The organism is Bradyrhizobium zhengyangense (assembly GCF_022012435.1).
Classification (GTDB): domain Bacteria; phylum Pseudomonadota; class Alphaproteobacteria; order Rhizobiales; family Xanthobacteraceae; genus Bradyrhizobium; species Bradyrhizobium zhengyangense.
The window spans coordinates 1,558,645-1,583,516 of sequence record NZ_JAKLUA010000001.1; the positions used below are offsets into that span (position 1 = coordinate 1,558,645).

At 65.0% G+C, this 24,872-nt stretch carries 1 protein-coding gene; it reads right to left on the reverse strand.

All coding sequences use genetic code 11. The features are described 5' to 3' along the window. Entirely contained in the window at positions 1-24,855 is a 24,855-nt protein-coding gene (locus L6637_RS07525) for a leukotoxin LktA family filamentous adhesin (protein WP_237869808.1), read from the reverse strand. Between the last annotated feature and the right edge of the window lie 17 nt (positions 24,856-24,872).

Genomic DNA, 24,872 nt, shown 5'->3' on the forward strand with positions numbered 1-24,872 from the left:
CTACCACGCCTCCGCAAGACGGCTTGTCGCCGGCTTCGTCACGACACCAGCGGCGGCATCTTTCCAGCCTGGGCGCCCCGTGCGCTGCCCGTGGCGGCGCAGCTTGCGCATGTCGCTGAGGCCCTCGATGTTCACTGCAGGACCGGACCCGATGGTCTCGACCGGACGCGGCGACAGCAATGCGTCGAGCCGCGCATGGCCGGAGAGACCGAGCTGGTAGAACGTCCCCACGCTCTTCTGCGCCAGCCAGGTGTCGATGCTCTCATGCCCCTCGCCGTCGACCGCGATGTTCCGCATCATGCTGGCGCCGGTGTAGTCGGTGCAGCAGGTGTGGGTCGCGCCATAATTGGTAACCGTCGCCGACATGTCGCCGCTGTAGAACACCACATAGGCGTTGCTGACATTGGCGTTTGCGACCTGGCTCATCGTGAAGACGCCGCCCGGCTGATAGAGCTGCAGCGACGGCCAGTTGGTCGGCGCCGGCGACCGGTTGTTCAGCAGCACCCGTTCGGTCGCCGTGGTGAGAATGAGCTGGCCCGGCACATAGCCGTTCAGGATCGACACCGCGCGCGCATCGGTCAGGAAGTTGGCATCCACCACCTTGAACTGATTGATCATGATGCTGCCCGGGTCGAGCGAGATGTTGGCCGATGTCGCCGTCCCGCCGTTGTAGCCGGTCACGTTCATGATCAGCGGAATCGGCGGCGTCGAGCGGATCTGCTCGCCCTTGACGTTGATGGTGTTGGCGGCGAGGTCGAGTTCCCTCACCACGCTGACGAAGCCGATCGTCAGGTCGCCGCGCGAGGACAGCTTGATCGTGCTGCCCCTGATACGGTCGAGCGCGATCGGGCCTGCTGTGTCGAAATGCGTATCGCCGTTGGCGCTGATCGATCCGCCGCGAAGCGCGCCGGTGTCGGACGTGAGGTTGATGTCGCCGGCATCGCCCGGGATTCCGGTGGTGGTGAGCTGGTTAAAGACGATGTCGGTCACGGCGTGCAGCGTCTGCGTGCCGCCGCTGACGGCCGTTCCGAGATTGATGCCGCCTGATGTCGCGCTGATACCGAGCGAACCGCCGACATTGAGGTTGTCCCAGCGGACCACCGTGCCGCGCAGGATCGCATCGCCTGTGGTCGTCGTGAGATTGTGCCCGGTGTTGGACAATGCCGCGATCAGCGTTGCCGAGCCATGGGCTGCCACGGAGCCCTGCGTCACGGCACCGCCGGCCGTCACCGTCTGCGCCAGGATGAAGCCGTTGTCGGCGGTGACGTTGATGTTGCCGCCGTCGCCGGTGATGCCGGTGGCCGTCAGTGCGTTGAACCTCACGGCGTCATGGGCGTGGATGGTCTGCGTCCCGCCGCTCTGAGCGGTCTCGACGGTGATGCTGCCCTGGCTCGCTGTCGCACCGAGCGTCGTGCCGACATTGAGACCGTTCCAGTTGATCGGACCGCCTGCGGTCAGGAGGCCCGAGCCGGTCGTCGCCGCAAGCGTATTGCCCGTGATGGTCGTGCCGGCAACGAGCGCCGCCGAGCCGTTGGCCGCCACCGATCCCTGCGTCGTCACGCCGCCCGACGTCACCGTCTGCGCCAGGATGAAGCCGCTATCGACGGTGACGTTGATGTTGCCGGCATCGCCGGTGATGCCGGTCGCGATCAGGCGATTGAAGGTGACGTTATGGCTGGCATGAATCGTCTGCGAGCCGCCGCTGCTCGCTGACGCCAGCGTGATGCTGTCGGCCGTCGAGGTCACACCCAGCGTCGTTGCGGCCGTGAGCGAGGTCCAGTCGACCAGGCCAGCGCCGGTGATCGAGGCCGAGCCGGTGGCGGTGGTCAGCACCCTGCCGGTGTTGGTCGTTCCTGAAGTCAGCGAGGCCGAGCCGTTGGCCACGACCGAGCCCTGCGTCGTCGCGCCGCCCGACGTCACCGTCTGCGCCAGGACGAAGCCGTTATCGGCGGTGACGTTGATGTTGCCGGCATCGCCGGTGATACCGGTCGCGGTCAGGCTATTGAAGGTGACGTTCTGGTTGGCCCGGATCGACTGCGAGCCACCACTGCTCGCTGACGCCAGCGTGATGCTGTCGGCCGTCGAGGTCACACCCAGCGTCGTTGCGGCCGTGAGCGAGGTCCAGTCGACCAGGCCAGCGCCGGTGATCGAGGCCGAGCCGGTGGTGGTGGTCAGCACCCTGCCCGTGTTGGTCGTGCCTGCGGTCAACGAGGCCGAGCCGTTGGCCACGACCGAGCCTAGCGTCGCCGTCCCGTTCACAGGCACCGTCTGCGCCAGCACGAAGCCGTTGCTGGCGACGACCGTGATGTTGCCGGCATCGCCCGTGATGCCGGTCGCGGTCAGGCTATTGAAGGTGACGTTCTGGTTGGCCTGGATCGACTGCGAGCCGCCGCTGCTCGCTGACGCCAGCGTGATGCTGTCGGCTGTCGAGGTCACACCCAGCGTGATTGCGGCCGTGAGCGAGGTCCAGTCGACCAGGCCAGCGCCGGTGATCGAGGCCGAGCCGGTGGTGGTGGTCAGCACTCTGCCCGTGTTGGTCGTGCCTGCGGTCAACGAGGCCGAGCCGTTGGCCACGACCGAGCCCAGCGTCGCCGTCCCGTTCACAGGCACCGTCTGCGCCAGCACGAAGCCGTTGCTGGCGACGACCGTGATGTTGCCGACGTCGCCGGTGATACCGGTCGCGGTCAGGCTATTGAAGGTGACATTCTGGTTGGCTCGGATCGACTGCGAGCCACCACTGCTCGCTGACGCCAGCGTGATGCTGTCAGTCGTCGAGGTGACGCCGAGCCCAGCCGCCGCATCGAGCGTTCCGCCGTTCACGGCGGAGTAGGCGGTCAGCCCGATGGCTCCAGCCGTGGTGCCAAGCTGCGTGAAGCGAAGGGCGCCGGCGCTGTCGACCATCATGTCGCCACGGCTTGTCGCGGTCCCAATGACGACGTCGCCGGTATGCGTCAGCGTTTTGGCGGTGATGGTACCGCTCGCGCCGATGGCCGTGCCCGCCAGGACGTTGTCGAGTGTCAGCTTGCCGCTCGAGACGATATCGACCGACCCGTGGGTTGCTGACAGCTCGACCGCGTCGAGATCGGCGACCGAGCTCAGATAGATGCCTGCAGTAGAGGCGGTCGCCGTCAGCAGCGACGCATTGACGCTGAGCCTCTGGCTCGAGGTGCCCACGCTGTTTGCGGCGAGCGACGCTTCGGCGTTCGCCGCCGTCGCCGTGAGGTTGGTGTGACCATCGCCGTTCGCCGTGATGGTGCCGCCGGTGCTGTTGACCGTGATGACGGTCGCGGTCGAGGACGGGCTGGCGGTCGAGATCAGCTCGCCGAGCACGATGTCGCCGGGCGCGGTCAGGCTGATCGATTGTCCTGTCAGGATCGAGGCATTCGCACTCATCGTGATCGATCCGCCGACCGCGGTCGAACCGGTCAGGCACGGTCCGGAGCAGACCGTGACCGATCCCTGCGACGAACCCGCGGCGCCGCCGAACGAGATGCCGGCATCGCTGATCAGTGTCAGTCCGTTCGCGGCTGTCAGGTTGCCGACGTTGAGCGACACCGGATTCTGTGTCGCCAGCGTCGGGCTATAGAAGAAGCCGGATCCGGCGATCGTGCCGCTCAACAGGCCGGTGGCGCCGACCTGAACCGTGAACGGTGTGTTCTGTGTTCCGACATCGCCCGACGCGTTGAGGATAATGTTGTTGGCGGCCATCGTGACACCCGCCAGATAGCTGTCGATATTGCCGTTGGTCGCGGTGAGCGAGACGGTGTTCGTGGCAAACACCTTGCCGAAGATGGCATCGCCACCGGTTGCGGTCAGATAGGCGTCAGTACCGGCCTGCGCCGAGACCAGCTTGCCGTTGATCTGATAGGTGAACGCGTTGGCGGCCGAACCGATCGCGTTCGTGGCGGCCATCGTCAGGTTGCCGATCGCACCATTGACCGGGTTGATCACCACCTGGTTGGCATACAGCGCCACGCCGGAGGAATTGGTCGCCGCCAGAATGCTCTGCGGCGCCAGCAGGGTGACATCGCCGCCGGCGGTGATCTGACCGACCGTCAGGCTCGCGACCGGATGTCCCTCACTCGCGGCCGCCTGGACGTACAGCGCTGTACCCGCCGTCGCGTTGAAGGTGCCGCTGGCGTTGACATAGAGCGGCGCCGTCTGCGCCAGCTCGACGGAGTTCAGATCGTTGACCGTGACGCCGCTCGGCAGGTTGCCGAGCGTCAGGCCGCTGAGCGTGTTTCCGTTGACGGTGACGCCGGCCGGCAGATGGGCAAGGTCGATCCCGGCCAGAACCTGGTTGCTGACCGTCGCGCTGAACGTGATCGAACCCGGCGTGGTCGCAACCGACAGCGCGGCCTGCTGTGTCGTCGTGATCGTGCCGTCCTTCAGATCGGTCAGGCCGATCGAGACGCTTGGCGCGGTACTGCCGACGCTGTTGCCGGCATTCAGCGTGACGTTACGGCCGACAACGCTGGCCGTGACATTGGTGCCCACGGTTCCGGCCGAGGGCAGCAGCGCGGCATTGCTCAGCGTGGAGACGATCTGTCCCGTCGAGTAGACCGAGTTGGCCACCAGGCTGAGGATGCCGGTGCTCACCTGCGGCGTGCCGTTGACCGTGAGGGCCTGGTACTGCGAATTGCCGTAGGCCTGGATCGTCGTCACGTTCGCCTGGTACTGCGTGCTGGCGTAGTTCTGGATGGTCTGGACGAGGCCCTGGTACTGGGTGTTGCCGTAGGTGCTGATCGAGGTTGCGTAGGACTGGTACTGGGTCGCGGCGTAACCCTGGATCGAAGCCAGATCGCTCACATAGGACTGCGCTGCGAAGGCCTGCACCTGCGCATTGGTTGGATTATATCCGAGGAAGGCTGCAGCGGCGGCCGCAACGTTGGTGATGCCGGCCGAGGTCAGCGTCAGCGTGCCGTTCTGGATCGTGCTGTTACCCGCCCCGACGATCGCCTGGAATACCTGATAGGACTGATTCAGGATCGACGAGGTCGACGCCGGGTTCGAGTAGTAGCTTTGCAGCGCCGCCGAATTCAGCGTCAGCGTGCCGTTCTGCACGGTGCCCTGCCCGAGCATCGCGGTGAAGCTGTTGTAGTCCGCGGTCGATATCGTGCCGAAGCCGTTGCCGAACGGATTGTTGACGTTCGCGCCCGAATGCGCCTGCTGCGCCCAGTCGGCCAGCACAGCATTGGTGATCGGCGCCGGCGCGGAGCAATTATTGTATTGGCAAGTGCCGCTGAAATCGAAGCTGGTGCGGTATGTGCCGCTCGGCAGGTCGACCACGATGTTGAGGTTGTTCGCGGCGTAGTTCAGCACCTCCTGCTGCAGCGGCTGGTACTGGCCGTTGGCATAGGATGAGAACGTGCTGCCGTAGCTCTGATACTGCGAATTGGCGTAGGTCTTGATGGTGGTCGCGAAGCCCTGGTACTGGCTGTTGGCATAGGCCTGGACCTGTGCCGCGGTCGGAGCCGTCGTGCCCAGGTGCAGCGCCGCAGCCGTCGCCGCCGAGAATTGCGCGATGCCCGCGGCGGACAGTGTCAGCACGCCATTGACGACCTCGCCATTGGCGCTCGCGGTCAGCCCCTGGAACGTCAGGTAGTTCGCGGCCGTCAGCGCTGCCGCAGCGTAGTAGTTCACGCCGGGATCGCTGAGCACGAAGCTCGAGGTCGAGACCCCGTTCACCGTCGTGGTCTGGACCGAGCCGCTCGCCAGAAGCTGCTGCAAGGGATTGCTGCCCAGCGCCGTCGATGCATTGGCCAGGATGCCGGCGGTGTTGAACTGGAACAGCCCGGACGCCGCGCTGCCGCCGGTCGCCAACGTCTGAAGATTCTGCAAAACGGCCGCCGAGCTGAGCACGAACTGTCCGCCTTGCAGCGAGCCTGTGCTCAGGAGCGAGCTGAAGGCGGTCGCGAGCGGCGCGGAAAGCACCTGCGCGGACACCGGCGCGAGACCGGCCGCGTTCAGCGTCAGCACGCCATTGGCGACCGTGCCGTTGGCGGTGAGCGTCTGATAGTTCTGCAGGTCAGTGCCGAACAGCGCCTGACTGGCATATTGCGCAACCTGGGCATCGGTGGCGGAGGTCTGCCCCGGAGCCAGGATCGGGCCCGAACAGCCGCCAAAGCCACTGCAGCCCTGCTGATCATGTTGCTGCAGGTAAACGAAGACCTTGTGGGCTAGATCCGTGTACTGCCCCTGGGCGCTGGAGCTGATCGACTGTGCGTACGACTGGTAGATCGGGTTGGCGCTGCTGAACAGCGAGTTCTGGTACTGCTGGTTGGCGTAGGTCTGCACCTGCAGCGCCGTCGGGTTGGCGATGCCCAGCGCCGCCGCGGCAATCGGCGTGTAGGCCGACAGGCCGCTGCTCGACAGCGTGAACATGCCGTTGACGACCGAGCCGTTGGTCATCAACTGCTGGAACGAATTATAGGCGGCGGTCACGCCGGCCTGCGCGTTGGCGAACACGCCCGCGTTGCTGAAGACGAAGTTACCGCTCTGCAACGAGCCGTTGGAGGTGAGATTGACGTAGGACTGGTAGTTCGGCGTCAGCTGGGCCTGCGCCATGCCGTTCAAGCCGGCCGGCGACAGGGACAGCACTCCGTTCGACAACGTGCCGGAGGCCAGCAGCGCGGTGTACGCACTGAAGTTGGTGGCGCTCAGTCCGGTCTGGGCATAGGACGCGACGTTGTTGAGCACGAAGGTACCGTTCTGAATCTGCCCGAGCGCCATCAGGCTCGCAAACGTCGTCCTATCAGCGGTAGGGAGCAGGAACGCAAAGGTCTGCAGGAACTGCATCGCATTGGCGGCGGTGTATGTCGCCGTCGATCCGAGCAGATCGGTGATCGCGATCGGGTTGTTGGGGTTGTACTGGTTGTATTGCGCCAGCAATTCGGCGGCGAAGTTCCGGTACGCCGTGCTTGCCGCGGTCGAGATCGACGTCAGGTAGCCCTGATACTGCACGTTGGCCGCGCCGTTGATGTTCGCCGCATAGGACTGGTACAGCGCATTGGCATAGGCCTGCACCTGCGCGTCGGTCGGGTTCGGATTTTGTGTCGTCGCTGCCGCCTGACGGAAGGCCGCGACGCCCGCGGCCGTCAGCGTCCAGACCCCGTTCACCAGAGAGCCGTTGGTGTAGAGCGTCTGGAAGTTCTGGTAGTCCTGCGTCAGCGCCGTCTGGGCCAGCGAGGAGACGCCGTTGGCCGTGAGCTGGAACGTGCCGCCGCTCAAGCTGCCGTTGCTGAGCAGGTTGGCGAACTGGGCGTAGTTGGTGCTCGACAGCGCGCTCTTTGCGTAGCTCAGGATGCCGCTGTTGGTCAGCACGAAGGTGCCGTTCTGCAGCGAGCCGCTGGCGCTCAGCAGCGAGAACGCGACCGCAGGCGTGGCATTGAACGTCGTGGCCGTCTGCAGCGGCTGGTACAGGCCGGTGGCGTAGGTCTGGATGGTCCCCGCATAACCCTGATATTGGCCGTTGGCGTAAGTCTGGATGGTCTGCGCAAAGGTCTGGTACTTGGCGCTGGCGTAGATCTGGATCGTCTGCGCATAGCCCTGGTACTGGCCATTGGCGTAGGTCTGGATGCTCTGCGCGTAAGCCTGGTACTGCGCATTGGCATAGGCCTGAACCTGCGCCTGTGACGGCGAGGTAACATGCAGCGCCGCGGCTGCGGCGGCGGTGAAGAAGGTGACGCCGGCCGGGGTCAGCGTGAGCACGCCGTTGCTGACGGATCCATTGGCGGCCGAGGAAAGGTTCTGGAACGCGGTATAGCCGGCGGACGCCGATCCGAGCGCGGCCGAGGCGTAAGCGGACAGGCCCGCCGAGGTCAGCACGAGGGTGTTGCCGCTGACCGTGGCGTTGGTGTTCGAGGTCAGCGCCTGGAAGGCGGTGTAGGCCGCCGACCCGAGCGCCGCCGAGGCGTTCGCCGCAACGCCGGCCGCGGTCAAGGTCAGAACGCCGGCGGTGCTGACGGTCGAGCCGTTCGCGGTCAGCGCCTGGAACGTCGTGTAATTGGCGGAGCCAGATCCGAGCGCGGACGACGCATAATACGCAACGCCGGCTGCCGTCAGCGTGAGAACGCCATTGCTGACCGAGCTGTTCTGCGCGGACGTCAGGGTCTGGAACAGGCCGTATTGCGTCGACGTCAGCCCGGCGGACGCGTAGTTGGCGACGGCAGCGTCGCCGATCGCGCCGGTGCCCAGCGTGAACACGCCATTGACGACGCTGCCATAGGTGTTGAGCGTCAGCAGTGCCGACGAATTCGCCGCGTAGTTTGCGACCTGCGAATTGGTCTTCCAGTTCGACCCGTAGGCTTGTCCGAATACGGTGGCGATCGGCAGGTACAGCGTCGGCGCGTAGGCCTGAATGGTGGTCTTGAAGCCCTGATAGGCCGTGTTGGCGTATGTCTGCGTCGTCTGCGCATAGCCCTGGTATTGGCCATTGGCGTAGGCCTGGATGTTTTGCGCGTAGGCCTGGTATTGCGCATTGGCATAGGCCTGCACTTGCCCTGCCGTCGGCGAGGCAACATTGAGCGCCGCGGCCGCGGCTGCGGTGAAGAAGGCGATGCCAGTCGCGTTCAGCGTGAGCACGCCGCCGCTGACGGATCCGTTCGTGGCCGAGGTCAGGTTCTGGAACGCGATGTAGCCCGGAGACGCAGCTCCGAGTGCGGACGAGGCGTAGGCGGAGAGGCCCGCCGCGGTCAGCACGAGGGTGTTGCCGCTGAACGTGGCGTTGCCGCTCGAGGTCAGTGTCCGGAACGCGGTGTAAGCCGTCGATCCCAGCGCCGCCGAGGCGTTCGCGGCAACGCCTGCCGCAGTCAAGGTCAGAACGCCGGCAGTGCCGAGGGTCGCACCGTTCGAGGTCAACGTCTGGAACGTCACATAGTCCGCAGCCGACAGGGCCGTCGGCGCATAGGTCGCGATCGACGCGAGGTCGCTCGCCAGCACGTAGGTGCCCTGCGCATTGGCGTAGCTCTGGATCGCCGTTGCAAAGGCCTGGTACTGGCTGTTGGCGTAGCTCTGGATCTGTGCCGATGTCGGGTTGGCGATGCCGAGTGCGGTGGCCGCCGCCGCCCTGAACTGGCTGATGCCGTTCGCCGTCAGGGTCAGGGTGCCGTCCGATCCGATCGTGGCATTGGCTGCGGCTGTGAGGCTCTGGAACGTGGCGTAATCGGTCGAGCTCAGCACACCGACGGCCAGATGCGCGATTCCGGACGCGTTCAGCGGCGCCGAACCGGCCTGGATCGTGCCGTGCTGCAGCAGCACGCTATAGGCCACGAGATCGCGGTTCACCGTATTGGAGAACGCAATCACGCTCGCGAGCGCGGTATCGTTGGCGCCATCGAGCGCAGTCAGGTGCAGGGCCGAGGAGACCGCCGCGACCTGCGCCGATGTCAGCGTTTGCGACGCGGTCTGCCCGCTCGCGTCGCGGATCGTGCCATAGGGCACGTTCAGCAGCACGTCGCCGCTCGCCGACGCGATCAGGCCGACCCTGAGATCGCTGGAATAGGCCGAGGACGCTGCCGTCTGGGTCAGGCCGATGTCGCCATGGGCGACGACGTTGACGATGCCGCCGCTATACGAGCCGTCGGCCTGTTGCGACGCATTGGCGCTGATCGAGAGCGGATTGCTGGTCGAACCGACGGCACCGAGCGTGCTGATCAACGAGATATTGCGGCCGGTGACCTGCGCATTGGCCCCCGCGATCAGATCGCCCGTCGCGGTGATGTCGACGTCGCCGAAGCCGGTGTTGCTGTTGCCCGACGACACCTGCCCGAGCGTCGCGCCCGAACCGAGGTTCAGGTAGACGCCGCCGACGCCCGCCTGCGCCGACAGGGCACCCGGTGCCGATCCGGTATTGGACAACGTCGCGTTGATCGGGGTCGCCTTCGAACCAATGGCTCCCGAGGCAGTGAAGCTTGCGCTCTGCGTCAGGATCGACCCGGTCGAGGTCTGCGAGATGCTGCCGCCGGTCGTCGTGTTGAAGAGCTGCTGCTGCGAGGACGAGCTCACCGACAGCGCGCCGTTCGGATTGACGATGCCGCCGGTGAAAATCACGTTGCCGTTCGAGGCGATGTTCACCGTGCCGCTGGCGTTGCCGCCGAAATTGATCCCGAACCGGTTGTCCGCCTTCACCGACGAGGTGAGGGTCAGCGTGCCCTGGTCCGCCAGATTGTAGTTCCAGTCGGCGTAGTTGCTACCGTTCTGATAGAAGAAATAGCTGCAGGTGTGCCCGTCACAATTGCCATATTGGACGTTGGTCTGGGCGTAATGATCCACCCTCCCGGTGATGGTCTCCTGGAATACCGGCAAGCTCGTGGAATTGCCCGTCGTGATCTGTCCCTGCGGGGTCGATGACAGCGTGCCGTTCGCCGCGACGTATGACCACGGCTGATTGACGTCGCCGGTGAATTCCCAGTCCGAGTAGGCCCCGATGACGTTCGTGACCAGGTGGGTGATCGGATCGGTGGTCAGAGTGCCACGACGGATCGAGGCCTGTTGCACCCACTGGAAGCGCAGCCCCGAAACCGGATCGTAATATCCGTCCGAACCAGAGGTCGTGGAGCAGTTATTGGCCGCAGTACAGCCGGCACTGGTGACGGGTGGCGCGCCGTTCGCGGTCTTGTAGAGGTTGATGGCGTTGGTCGCCGGCGAATAGACGTAGGTCGAAGTGTTGTTGCCGGACGTGATATTGCGATCGACCAGGGTCACGGTGCTGGTCAACGCTGCGGCCGCAGCCGTGTTGCCGGTGTTGACGCCCTTGACCACGAGGTCGAGGCCGGTCTGGTTGTTGATGCTGACGCTGCCGTAGCCGCCGTTGACGTGAATGTTGCCGAGCTGGTTGGTGCTGATGATCTTGCCGTCGAGCAGCACGCTGCCGCCGCCAGACGACGCGTTGATGTTGGCGACGGTGATTTGGTTGGTTGCGGCATTGTAGGTCGCCAGCGGGGCGCCGAACTGATCTGTGACCAGCGTCATCAGCGCGTTGACGGTCGGATTGGTCAGGATGGCCTGCTGATAATTGTACTCGAACACGGAAATGGATCCGCCCGAGACGCTCGTGTTCGTCACCGTCGTCGCGCAGCCGGTTTGGAAGAACATGCAGCCGAACGAGTTGTCGTTGCCGACGGCCGTCGTCGTCGTGGTGACGACCGCGGGCGCGGACAGGCTCGAGTCCAGGTTGATGCTGTAATTGGTCTGGCGTCCGGCCGTGATCCTGCCGTTGACGTCGATGATGCTGGCCTTGATTGCGACCTGGGAGCCGTAGATCTGGAAGCTCGCGAGGCTGCCGCTCAGGTTCGCCTGCGCATATTGCTGGGAGACGCTCAGGCTCGCATCGGTCGACTTGGTCAGCGGCTGGAAGTACGTGATGTACGGCTGCATCGCGTCGGAGTTGTTAACGTTGAAATCGTAATTCTGCGACTGGCTGACGGCCCCGTTCCAATTGGACGTGTACCGGTCGTGGAACTGGATGCAATTACCATTGCCGGAATACATGATGCAGTTGCCGAACAGGATCATGCTGATATTGCCCGGGGGGTGGTCGCCGACTTCGCCGTAGAGGTCCCTGTTCAGCGCGGCAGCGCTAGTGGCGTCCGGATACAACGTATTTGCCAAAACCGCGGCTGCGATGTTGCCGACCGGCGCGCCGCTCGCGGGGTTGCCACCCGGGAACACCATGAAGCTCGACCATTCCGAGAATGGCGAGCCGCCAGCGATATACATGCCCGAATCATCATTCGCCGAGACCGCAACCGCGCCGTTCGGCACGGTGATCTGGACCTGCTGGCCGGTCAGATTGGCCGACAGTCCGTAGGATCCGAGCGTGTTGTTCACGGTGACGAGGCCGTTGACGTTGGTGACGTCGCCGAGGATCAGCAGCGTCGGACCGTTGACGCTTAGATCGTAGTTTGGCGGATTGTACGAGTTGTTGATCGCGATCGTGGCGATCCCGCTGGTGTTCGCGTTGGCGTGAAGCGTCGCCGTCGATCCGCTCGCGAAGCCGCTCGCCGCGCCCGTGAAGAAGATGTCGCCCGCCGCAGCGATGCCGATATAGGCGCCTGTGAGAATCAGATTAGCGTCGCTCTGGTTGTTCACCGAGATCGTCGGCGCGCCCCTGGCGGTGACGGTGCCACTGCCGGTGATGTGGTCGGCGTTCAGGGTGACGGTGCCACCCGAAGCAAACAGCTGACCCAGTGCGAACGCGTTCCCCGACGTGCTCAGCCCGGCGAGCAGGGTGTGGCGGACCTCCTGGTCGAAATGGCTGTTGATCAGCGTGGTGCCGTCGAAGGCATTGGTGTAGCTGAAGCTGAACGGCGCGCCGCCAGGCGCCACGCTGAGACAGCTGGCGCTGTAGTCGCAGGAAATGGTGATCAGCAGAGAGTTGTAGATCCCGGCCGTCAGCGCACCGTTGACCGTCAGCTCGGCATGGGCGTTGTTGCTGGGGTCGCTGTGGCCGTCGCTGGCAGGAATGAATCCGAGCTCGTAGCCGTGGCCGCTGCCGGTCGCGGTCGCGTTCACCACGCCGGCATAGCCGCCGGCGATGATGTTCTGGCCGCTGTTGACCGATGCGCCGGCCGCGATCGTGACGCTGGTGTTGTTGGTGAGCGTCGAGGACGCGCGCGCGTCCGGCACCGCGATGAGTCCCCTCGCGAAGCTGATCGCAGACGCGTCATCCTGCATGGTGGTCGGGCTCGACCCGTCGGGGCTCCGACCGGCTGTGAGATCGATGTTGTCGAACGCCGTCAGCACCGACGAGCCGACCACGATGTTCTGGTTGGTGGTGATGTCAGTGTTGGCGAAGGCCGCGGCGGCGACGAACGCGACGCCATAGGTGTTGGCGTTGGACGAGGTGTTGGCCGACGACATGGTGTAGGTGCCGGCTCCGATCGTGCCGAACGAAGTGATCCATACCTGGTCGGCCGTGGCCGCAGACGGCGACGTCAGCGCGCCGGCATCGAACGCCGCTGCCGAGCCGATATTGATGTTATTGTCGACGTTGGCTGATAGCGTCGACGAGACGCCGGCACCTTCGATGCCGCCGCCGGTGACCAGGGTCACGCGGTCGGTGCCGGTGATCGTGCTGGTGGCGAGCATCCTCACATTGCCCGGGTTCAGCACCGTGTCGGTGCCCGCGGTGATGTGCGTGTTCTTGCCGATATTGACGGTCGCAACGCCCGCGAGCGTGATGGCGCTGGTGGCGCCGACGCCGTTGATGCCGCCACCGGCGCCCGCATTGGCGCTGGAACCGGTGCCGACCTCATTGAAGATGTTGTTGGCGGCGATGGTCAGGTCGGGGGCGCAATCCGAGACGTCGCAATGGCCGGGATTGGTGCCCCTCACCCCGATCGTATTGTTGATGCCGATCCCCGCCGTCACGACGGAATTGGCGCTGTGTGTCGAGGCCGCGCCGCTGGCCCCGAGGACCGCGGCCTGCGCCGAATCGGCGATCGTCGTGTAGTTGTCGGTGTGGGTGGCGAGGATCGCCAGCGAGGCGACCGAGATGAAGTTGTCGGAGCCGGAGGGTGCGGCGCCGCGGTTGCCGTTACCAATGCCGGCATTGACGGTCGAATTATCCGACGTGTTCGCCGAGGCGCCGTTTCCGGCAAAGGTGCCGCCGCTACCGGAAATCGCATGGGCATAATTGTTGTCGGCACCGATGGCTGAAATCTGCATCACGCCGGTGTTGGAGGCGTCCGTGTTGTCGCCGATCGTGGCGACGGTCGTGGTGCTCGAGGTCGCGTTCACCACCACCACGCCAACCGCCAGGATGCCGCCTGCCGCGATACCGGTGGCATTGGCGCTCTGGCCGGTCGTGTTCTGGGCGAGAACGGTCACGTTTCCGGAGGACAAAGTGACGTTGTCACCGATCGTGGCCGCGACGCTGGAGTTGTTGGAGGCGAGCGATGCCGTTGCCTGAACCCCGAGAAGAGCGCCGCCGGAGGCACCGATTGCGTTGGTATAGGCCGCGTTGCCACCGTTCTGGACTTTCTCGTAGGCGGCGACATTCACGTTACCCGTCAGCGCTGCACCACCAAGCACTTCCGACGTCACCGTGGAGCTGACGGTTGCGGTCGCAACCGAGGCACCGACCGCGGCTCCGCCGGCGACAACGCCCAGCGCATTCGCCTCCGCATCCGGCGTGTCGGTCGCATTCAGCGTCAGGCCGCTGCTGGCGCTGGTCGTGATGATGGCGTTGGATCCGACCCGTGTGGTGACGTGCGCAAGGTCGGTCGCAAAGGCGGTCGATCCGTTGCCGCTCAGGATGCCGCCAGAGACCGCGACCGAATAGGCCCAAAGCATGCCGGCGTTAGAGGCGTTCACGCCGAGCGAGGCGGCCGTGATCTGGGCACCATGCAGCACCTGGGCCGTCACCAGGCTGGTCTTCTGCGCCGTCGTAACCGATGCGCCGATTGCGGCGATGCCGACCGATGCGCCTTCGGTCTGGGCGCGCTGCGAGGAGGTGTCGCGGGCGCCGACATTGATGGCGGCGTTGGTTCCCGAGATCTGCCCGCCGATTTGCGCCGTGACCACATTGCCGATCTCACCCTCGGCAACGGCGGCATCGCCGCCGAAATAAAGCGCGCCACCACCGGCGATCGACTGAATGTCGATGGTGCGGCCGGGATGCGAGCCACTGCTCGCATCCTGGACCGTCGCCAGCACGTTGATGGTGGGCGCCACCGCGGTGACGGGATTGAGGCTGGCAAGGACATTGCTGCCGACGGTGGCAAAGCCGACCGCGGCACCGACGCCGGCATTCTTGCCGAAGCCGGCGCCGAGCAGGAACATCTGTGCGCTGGTCGCGCTGGTCGCTCCCACGTCGATTTCGTTGGCGATGACTGAGCCACCGTCGATCTGCGCGGTCACGCCGTCAGCACCGCCGTTCAGCGCCCCGCTGACATCGTATCTCGAACTGGCATGCGCGCCCGACGGAGAGCCGGCCGTGCCGCTCGCGACAGCATTGCCGCCCTGGTCGGAATTGGTTCCTGAATTGGTCGCATCGAGGGTGCCGCCGAGCTGTCCCATTTGCTGAGCGAACACGGCGCCATCGGCGAGATTAACGCCGACATTGATGACGCCGATCGTTGCGGCAAGTCCGGCCGACCCACCGATGCCGGCGGTCACCGCGTAGGACTGGACCTCTCGCGTGCTCTGGCCGACGACACTGACCGTGCCTGACGATTTCAGGGTGCTGCCACGTGCCTCCGCAACGGTCGAACTCTCGAAGGAGATGACGTTGGCCGCCGCGCCGACGCCGACCCCTGCCCCAGTCGCCGCGATCGACAGCGCGCCGGCGATCTCCATGATGTCGACGGTTTCGGTGCCGTTGATCGAAATCGCGCCGACCGTACCGCCGGTCGCTGTCTGCACATTGGTGTCGTAAAGTCCCGCGATCGTCGTGTTGTTGGCGATCTCGATATTCGCCATCCCGGCGATGGCGGCGGTGCCGCTCGAGACCGCCCCGCCGACCGAGTAGGCCTTGAAATTGTCCGTGGTCGACGCCGCAACGTCGAGGGTTCCGGTGCTGGCGAGCGTGATCGCGGTGGTATGCCCCGTCGTGCTGTCACCGCGATAGAAGAATTCGTCGCCGACATAGGCCTCGGTCTTGTTGGCGCTGACCTGGACCAGGAACGCGGCACCGATCGCCGCCTGGCTGCCATAGGCGCCGCTGCCATTGGCCGAAGCGATCCCCGTGCTGTCGGTGGCATGAACGGACAGCGACGTGGCGTTGAGCGCGCCGCCATCCACATAGGCCTCGGTGGTCGCCTTGAAGACGTTGAGCCCGACCGAACCGCTGTTGAAGCCGAGCGCGATCGAAGATGCGTCCTGCTCGGCATTAGCCTTGACGGTGACCGCGCCGACCGCGGGCGCGCCGCCAATCATGGTGCCGATCGTCGCATTGGTGATGGTGGCATACGTGCTCCGCGCCATCGTCGTGCTGACGATGGTCGCGCCGCCGCCGACGCCGCCGCCACCGGTGACCACCGCGACGCCGACGCCGAACGTGCCCGAATAGGAGAAGCTGCTGGCCGCGACGTCGATTTGCGGGAACGGTTGTGTCGCCGGCGACGAATTGGCGAGGCGCGTGTCGATGCTGGCTTTGTCGATATAAGCGTTCGTCGTGCCCTGCATCACGTTCACGATCGGGTTGATCATGATGGCGATGCTGCTTCCTGCGGCGAGACCTGCGACGTTGGCGACCACCGCCTGATGCGAGCTGGCGACGACGGCAAGGCCCTTCACCGATTCCTGCGTCTCGCTGAGATCGGGAATATTGTCGGTCGGCGCGCTGAAGCCGCCGATATTGAAGGCGTGCGTCAGCGTTCCGCTGTTGACCGACAGGGTATCCGACGAGCTGGTTCCGAGCGCATCGACCAAGGTGGTCTGGCCGCCGATGAACGCCGAGGTGCTGCCGTTGATCGAGTTGGTGACCATCGAGCCGCCGCCGCCGGCCGCGCCCTTCGAGATGGCGAAAGCGCCGGCGAACACGGCGACGCCATCGGTGTTGTTGGCGAGCACGCCGACATTGTTGCTCGCGAGCACATCGGCGCCGCCGGTGATGCTGGCGGTGACGTTGGTGCCCATCACATTGGTCGCGACCGATCCCGCAAGGCCGATCTGCGAGGACAAGGCCACGCCGACGGCGACCGTCGAGATCGTGGCGTTCGAGGTGGCACTGACCGTCGCGTCGCTGCCGGCGACGATCTTCGCACCGGTCACGCTGGCGTTGAGCTGGTTGCTGATCTCGCTGTAGACGATGGAAAGGCCGCCGGCGCTGCCCTGGGTAGAGGCTCCCGCAACCGCCGCCGTCGAGGTGATCGCGGAATTGTCGCGCGCCTGGACGGTCACATTGCCGGCGTTCACCACCGTATTGGTGGGGGTCGAGTTGCCGTCGCCAATCGCCGCCGAAACGTCGTTCCTGATGGTGCTGACGACGACGCCACCCTGCCCGGCGAACTGCCCGGTCGACAAGCCGAAGCCGACCGCAACGGACTGGATCTTCGAGGAATCTTCCGCCGCCACCAGCACGTTGCCGGTCGTCGCAGTCATCAGCGTCTGGGTGACGTAGGCCGAGTGCGTGGTGGAAATGGCATCGGCGACGATGGCGACGCCGACGTTGTTCTTGCCGGCCTCGACGATGCCGGCGACCGACATGATCGCAGCGCCCGGCCCCGCGCCGACGCCACCGTTGAGCGCGGCACCGCTGAAATCGACGCAAGCCTGCGAGCCGCTCGAGGTCGGGCAATTGTCATGCGCGGCCTGACCGTTATTCGTGCTCTCGACGAGGATGGCGAGCGCGCCATCGAGACTGGAGGAGTCGACGCTTTCCGCACTGACAGTGATGGTGCCGCCGGCCGACATCGTAATAGTGCTGCCGCTGATGTAGGCAGTGGTCGTCGGACTGATCACGTCGACCACGATGGCGCCGGCCAGGCCGTTCCCGCCCAGTCCGACCGAAGCCGCGCCGGCCGCAATCACGGCCGCCTCGTCGCCGATCACGGTCAGCGTATTGAAGCCGTTGACTTGCGAATTGGTGATGTGGGCATCGACGGCCTTACTCCCGCCGGGATCGCGAATTTCGGCATAAGTCAGCGCCAGCCCGACGCTGCCGCTGCTGTTACTGGAGCTGCCGGACACATACAGGGAGCCACCGCCGATCGCGATGTTGCTGGTCTGGTAGGCATTGACGTTGAGCGCGTTCGACGTTCCCGCCGCAACACCGGTCATGTTCGAATTGTCGATATAGGCCGTGGTGCTGTCGGAGATCAGGGCGACTGAGGCCGCGACCGAGGCCGCAATACCGGTGCGGGTCGCGGTCAGCCCGAGAGCGACAACGGTCTCCGAACCGCCGGTCAGCGCCGTGACGCTGGCGCTGGCTTCGTCGCCGAGCGTCGTGTTGGCGATGAAGGCGGTCGTTGAATTCTGTGACATCGCGACCGCGATGGTGCCGTCAACGGCGGCGCTCGGATTGCTGCCGCCGGCAAGATTGAGCGCGGCGGCGCCGGAACCGTTGTCCAGAATGGTGTAATTCAGCGCCTGAACCTGCACGAACGGCGCAGCGGCAGCCGCGTAGGGATTGCCCTGATTGATCGTGACGCCGGAAATAAAGGCCGTGGTGTCGATCGCGGTCTGCGAGACCGCCGAACTGCCGGCGATATCGATGCTGAAGCTCGGCGACTTGCCGGACTTGGAGGCAGCGGCCGCAGCGGCCCGGTTAAGTTGGCTGGCCACGGAAGTCCCGAACACGCCGGTTGATCCCGACAGGATCGACTTTGCCTTGGTCACGGAGCCCACTTGGGCAAACGGATCCGATTCCACCACGGCCACCGAAGCAACCGTCAGGCGGCCGGCAGTCGCCGCGAGCACTGTCAGCGCACTGCTGGTGATATTGCCGCCGTCAGCCGACATGGCGCCGCTGTCGTCCCCGCTGAACGTCCTGACGTCGCTGTGATTGTCGCCGATATAGGCGGCCGTGTCCGTGTTGGCCGTGAGGTACGCGACCGCGAGACCAACGCCGGAGGTGGTGCTGAGCTGGATCGCGCCGGCGAGCGACAGCACCGAGATGTTCTGGTAGGCCTCGACGTTGATCGTCGGCGCCGTGACCGTGGCACCCGAACTGATCGAGGCGTGGGTTTCGTTGTTGATGAAGCCGAGCGATGTCAGACCGTTGAGCGCGATGCTGCCCGACGACGACCCCGACGACGGCGCGATCGCAAACATCAGGTCGGTCGTGATGGCCGTGACGGCGATGTCCTTGGCGCTGAGCGTGACGCCGTTGGAAACGCCGGCGTTGGTATTGCTGGTCGAAATGATGAGGTTGAGCGAGCCGCCGGCGGCCACTCCGCCGGAATCCGCTCCCGGCAACAGCACCAACGGTCCGAACACGCCGCCGATATTGATCGAGTTGTTGGTCGCTGTCGCCGCTACGGTGATGTTGCTGGCAAAATTCGCCGTCAGGCCGTTCTGGCTACCGTCGGCGACCTGCGTCGACCAGCTACCTGTCGTAGTCTTGTTCGACGTCAGGGTCGCGCCGCTCGCGATCCACGCCGTGGTGTTGTCGGTATTGCCGAAATAGCCGAATGAGCCGGAAACGCTGGCCGAGCTCCCGCCGCTCGCGGTCGCGTCGGCATAGGTGGTGACGATGTTGTTGACCACGCCGAAATTCGCGTTGAGATGGCTGAGTGTCTCGTTCAGCCCGTCCCACTGGCCCCAGGTATTGGTGTTGGGCAATTGGGTATCGGCCGACACCGCGATCCGTGATGCGGTGATAATGACACCCTGACCGACATAGGCGTTCGAATTGTTGGTGTAGGTTCCATAGGCAACCGCCGCGGCGATGGTTGCCGCTTCGGGCTTGCTCGGATTGCTGACCGTGACCGAGGACGACGAATTGTTGCGGATCCGGTCGTCGACCAACCGGCTGACCACGCTGACGTCACCCGAGGAATAGATCGCCGGACCACTGCCGCCGCCGGTCGCGGTAATCTCGGCATTTGCCGACTGGTTGCTGGTGGCAAGGGACAGCGAGCCTGCGACCTTCAACGGAAACTCGATCGATACCAGCGGCGACATCAGCGCGCCGATAACGCCAGCCGACACCTTGCCAAGGCCAGCGACGCCAGAGACGATCCCGCCGACCAGGGCCGGCTGTCCTAGCGTCACCGAAGCACTGACCGCGTTCTTGCTGGTATCCGAAAACGCCGAGACCTGCACCGGGCCAGCCGCCGCCACGCCCAAGCTGCCGACGTTCGCGCCAAGAATCGCTGTTGCCACGCTGCTGACGTTACTGACCGCAACGACACCGCCGACGCCACCGGAACCGCTCGTCGGGTTGAAGGCGAACGCGGTCGCGCTGGTCGAGAACGAGTTGCTGTTCCGCGCGGTGACGCTGATGCCGCCGGCGCCGGCGCTGATATTAGCGCCACTGTTCACGACCGCCTGGGTCTGGATGTCGGCAAGGCCAACGGCTGCGGTCGTGACGAATTGCCCCGCCGTCGTGATAGTCAGCGCCGAGACATCCAGTATGGCATCGTTGGCCGCAGCAATCCTCAGCGATCCACCGGCGGCGACCGTTGCCTGGTCGGCGATGGTCACCGAGACATTCGCCTTGACGCTGCCGACCACGGCGGAGGCGCCGAACGGCGAAATCGCGCTAATGGCGATGACAGGGTCTGCCGCCGTCTCGGACCCCGTTGCCGTGATCGCGACGTTGCCGGATCCCGAGATATTGGCGTGTGAGTTGATCGCCACCGTTGCGTTCGATTCGCCGGCAACGTAACCGCCATTGACGCCGAGCCCGGCGAGCAAGATGCCGATCGTAGCCAGATACCCAAAGGCGTTGCTGGTGAAGTTTGACGACGCCGACGAGTTCGCGGCGATGGTCATGTTGCCGCCCGTGATCGTTGCCGCATCGACCGTAATGCTCGTGGTCGAACTTGCGAGGCCGGCGATGAGGCTCGTGCTCCAGGCCGCGGACAGCGTGACGTCGCCGTCGGTAAAAGTGCTGCCGCCGGAATTGATCGCCCTGGCCAGGATCTGGGCGCCGGTCGCAACCTTGATGATCGGCGCATCGAGTTCGATGCCCAGCGCGTTGTGTGTGGAATGAGACTGGGCATTCAGGAAGCGGGTGTCGATGATGCCCGACGCCGCGACGTCGACCTCCTTGTTCGCCGAAATCGTCAGCTTGGTCGCGTTGGCCGACGCGAGAATGAGCGCCGCGATCTGGCTGTTGCTGACGAATGCGTAGTTCGGCGTGTTGGGGTTGCTCGCCGCGATGACAATGTTGTCCTCGTTGAAGCCGAACCCGACCGTGACTGCATTGATGGACGCGCCGGTCACGACGTTCAGCGAGGCGCCCGACAGGGCGACCGCGATCCCGTTGCCCGCCGTGATGGATGCCGTCGATGCCAGCGTCAGGCCGTGGGTACCGGCCGACAGCGCGAAGGTGCCCGCGCTCATGGCGCCGACATAGTTGGTGATGACGTTGTTCGACAGGATGCCGCCGGTACCGTTGCTGCCCGACGTATTGTTGACCGTCAGATCCTCGTCGAAGGCGAAAATCACGGTGCCACCAGGGCCCGCCGAGAGCGTCGCTCCATTCGCAACCGTGATGAGGTTGGAACTGAGCAGAACCGTTCCGCCTTTGACGGTGCCGCCAACGCTGACAAGACCTGAACCGCTGCCGGCTGCGTTCAGGGTGACGGTGCCGGACGTGTAGCTGGTGCCGCTGTTGACCGCGAGCGCCGTCACCTTGCCCAGGGCGGCGACCGTAATCGACGGCGCAGTCAACAGCAGGTTCACCGAATTTCCGGTGGACACGTTGTTGCTCATCTGGGTGCCGTCAACGACGCCGGTGCCGTCGACCGCGATCGAGGACGAGGCCGACAGTTGCAGCGTGCCGATGCCGTGCATCGCGGTGACATAGCGGGCAACGGTCGTGTTGGAGATGAAGCCAGCCGCGGAATTGTTAGTCGACGTGCTCGCATCGCCGACGAACATGGCGGCTGCACTGGTCAGGTTGATCTGCGAGGCCGTCACTTGCAGCGGCGTTTGCGCGCTGATCTGCGCCCCGGTGCTGGAGGCGGCATTGATGTTGATGACGCCGGCACTCCCCGCGTTCAGGAGGACGGTGTTGCCGCTTACGGTGCTGTTGGCCGCGAAGGAAAGTGTCGGCGCAGAGAACGTCAGATTGCGGGAATTTCCACCAGCGATGACGGCGCCGCTGTCGATCGAGATCGAGGTGCTTGCGGAAAGCCTGTAGGTACTCGATCCACCGAGCGCGGCGAGGTAGCTCGCGATCTGGGCATTGGAGAGGAAGCCCGCGTTGCCGGCGTTCGTATCGCCGGACGGCCCGACATAGATCGCGCTCTGTCCGTCGTTGAACGTCACGACACCGCCGTTCAGGGTTCCGGCCCCGACCGTGATGTTGGACGAGGTCAGCGTGATGTCGCCGGCCGTATAGAACGTGCTGCTGGTATTGGCGACATCCGAACGTATGGACGCGCCGGTGGCAATGCTGATGGTCGGCGCGGCAAGGACGATGTTCGCCGACACTCCATTGGTGACCCCTCCGCTCTGATGGCGGAGGTCGATAATGCCGCTGGCATCGACCGCGATCGACGATGCGCCTGAGATCTTGAGCGTCCCGATCGGACCCGCGGCGAGATAATTCGCGATCGTGGAATTCGTCAGATTGACGGCGGCATCCGCACTGGGATCGCCGACAACGACGGCGGCGGCGCTGTTGGTGAGATTCAACGTGAGCGCGGACAAGTGCAGCGGGGTCACGGACGAAATCTGGGCGTCGCCGGTCCGGCTGGCGTCGATATTGAGGTCGCTGCCGGCCAGCAGAGACACGGCATTGCCGCTGACGCTGCTGCCGCCGGAGAGCGTGATCGACGGTGCGCTCAGCGCGACGTCCACATTGCCGCCTGTGATGGCGCCGGCCGAGCCGACGGCCAGCGAGACCGTCGAAGACAATGTCATCTTGCCGCTGCCGTTGAGCGCGGCGACGTACTGCTGCACGGTCGCGTTCGTCGCGGAATCGTTGACCGAGAATGCCGACTGCAGATTGTAGTTGACCACTGCCCCCGCGACTGGGTCGCCGCCGTAGACGCCCGGCGCCGAAAATGCTGCGCCCGCGGCGACCGAGATGCTCGGCGCCTGCAGCGTAATCGCTGCCGTACCCAACGGAACTGACGCGGCGATCGTGGCCTGCGGGCCGACATTGACGGTTGAACCGGCCCAGAGGTCGACATTGTCGCCGACAATCGCGCCGTTGGCCGCGACGACGCCGCTCGACGAGCTCGTCGCGTCGAACCTGACGTTGCCACCGACATAGGTCGTCGTGCTGTCGGCATTGACCGCACCGGCGAGAATTTGACTGCCCTGCGATGCGGTAATCGACGGGGCGTTCAACACGACGTTTTGCGAGTTCGCGGCGGCAAAACCATTGGAATCGCGAATGCGGGTGTCGATGACGGCCGTTGTGCCCAGCGTGACCGAGGCGCCGGCCCGGAGCGTGGTGACGCCGCCAGCCAGCGTACCTGCCAGCGAAACGGTGCCGGTCAGCACGCTGGTGGCATCAAGGGTGATGTCGCCGGTCGTGAAGGCCGAGTTGGAATCGTTGACCGCCTTGGTCAGGATCTGGCCGCCGTCCTGAACGATGATGGTCGGCGCCTTCAGCGTCACGCCGAGTGAGCTGGCGGTGGAAAGGCCGTTGCTGATCTCGCGGGTGTCGACGATACCGGTGGCGTCCACCGTGATGGAGGTTGCCGCACTCACGGTCAGGTCGCCCGCCCCGTTCATTGCGGCGGCGTACCTGGCAATCGTCGCATTCGAGATGAATCCCGATCCGGATCTGTTGCCCGAACCGGTGCCGTCGCCGACGAACGCGGTGGCAGTGCTGGTCAGCATCAGGTGTGCGGCGACGAATTGCAGCGCCGTGTTGCTCACCAGCTGGGCACCGCCGTTGGCGGCAGCGTTGACGTTGATGGTGCCGTTCGCGCCGGAATTCAGCAATACCGTATCACCGCGCACGTAACTGCCGGCCAGCAGGGTCAACGTCGGCGCGCTCAAGGTGACGTTGACGCCGCTGGCGCCGGCGTCGACCCGGCCATGCTGTTCGATCGTGATCGAATTGCTCGCCAGCAGCGTGAAGGTGCCGGTGCCGTTCAACGCCGCGATCGCGGCCGCGACCGTCGCGTTCGACATGTTGACATTGGCATCGCCAGCGCCGCCGATGACGATGTCGACGGGATCGAGGACCAGCGTGCCCTGCTTGCCGTTCGGCGCCGCCAGATTGATCTTCACCTTGTCGCCGACATCGAACTTGCCATCGGCGCTGAGGTCGACCACGCCGCCATTGCCCTTGACGGAGCTGGCATTGATCTTCGCGCCGCTCTTGACGGTGAGGTCGCCCTGGGTCTTCAGCGTGATGTTGCCGGCATCGCCGGTTCGGCTCGCCGTGACGAGCCTGGCGTCGCTGCCGACCTCGATGCCGTTGCCGGCGGTGACGGTGATGTTGCTCGGTGTCGTCGTCTTGCTGCGCGCCGTCAGGCGGCCATTGACCGTCGCCTTGTTGACGGCGCCGATATGGATCGAGCCGTTGCTGACGGTGATGGCGCTGGCGCTGTGCAGGCCCTTCGAATTGACCGAGGCTGCGAACTTCGCGGCATGATCGAGATTGGCGATGTCGCGCTGGCTGGCGCCGCCGACAAGAACGTTCTGCCCGGTCAGGCGAACGCCGTCGACGGCATTGATCCGGCCGTAGATCCTGACATTGCCGTCAGGCGAGACCGGGAACGAGCCCGCCATCAAATTGCCCACCGCCGTGCCGTTGATCGCTCCGCCCGGGCCGATCAGGCTGTCGGTGAACTCGCGCGTCGGCGTCGAGACGTTGAGGCTGCCGACATTCACCGTGCCGCTGCGGCCGACGACAAAGCCCTTGGGATCGGCGAAGTAGACGTTACCCCCGATCGCCCCGTTCATGTAGGAGTTCAGCGTGCCGTTGACATAGACAGGCGCGTCGCGGACGACGTTGACGAGGTTTTGCGTACCCCTAGGCAGCTGCAGATTGACGGTGTTGCCCTGCCCGACGTTGAACTGCGAGAACGAGTTGAAGGCGTTCGCACCCGCCACCGTCGAGGTCGTGACGTTGGTGACGCTGCCGGACGTGTGCAAGGCGGTCCCGGTGCGTCCGTCCGGGACGATGACGTTCGCCGTCTGCGCCTGGAGACGGACGCTGAACACCGGCAGGAAGACCATCTGCATCGCGCAAAGCAGCGACATCGAACGGAAGCGTGCAAGGCCTTGCAGCATCCGTTCGTTGTTGGCTCGCCTCGCAGACGGTCCGCGCATTTCAGATCCTCTTCATC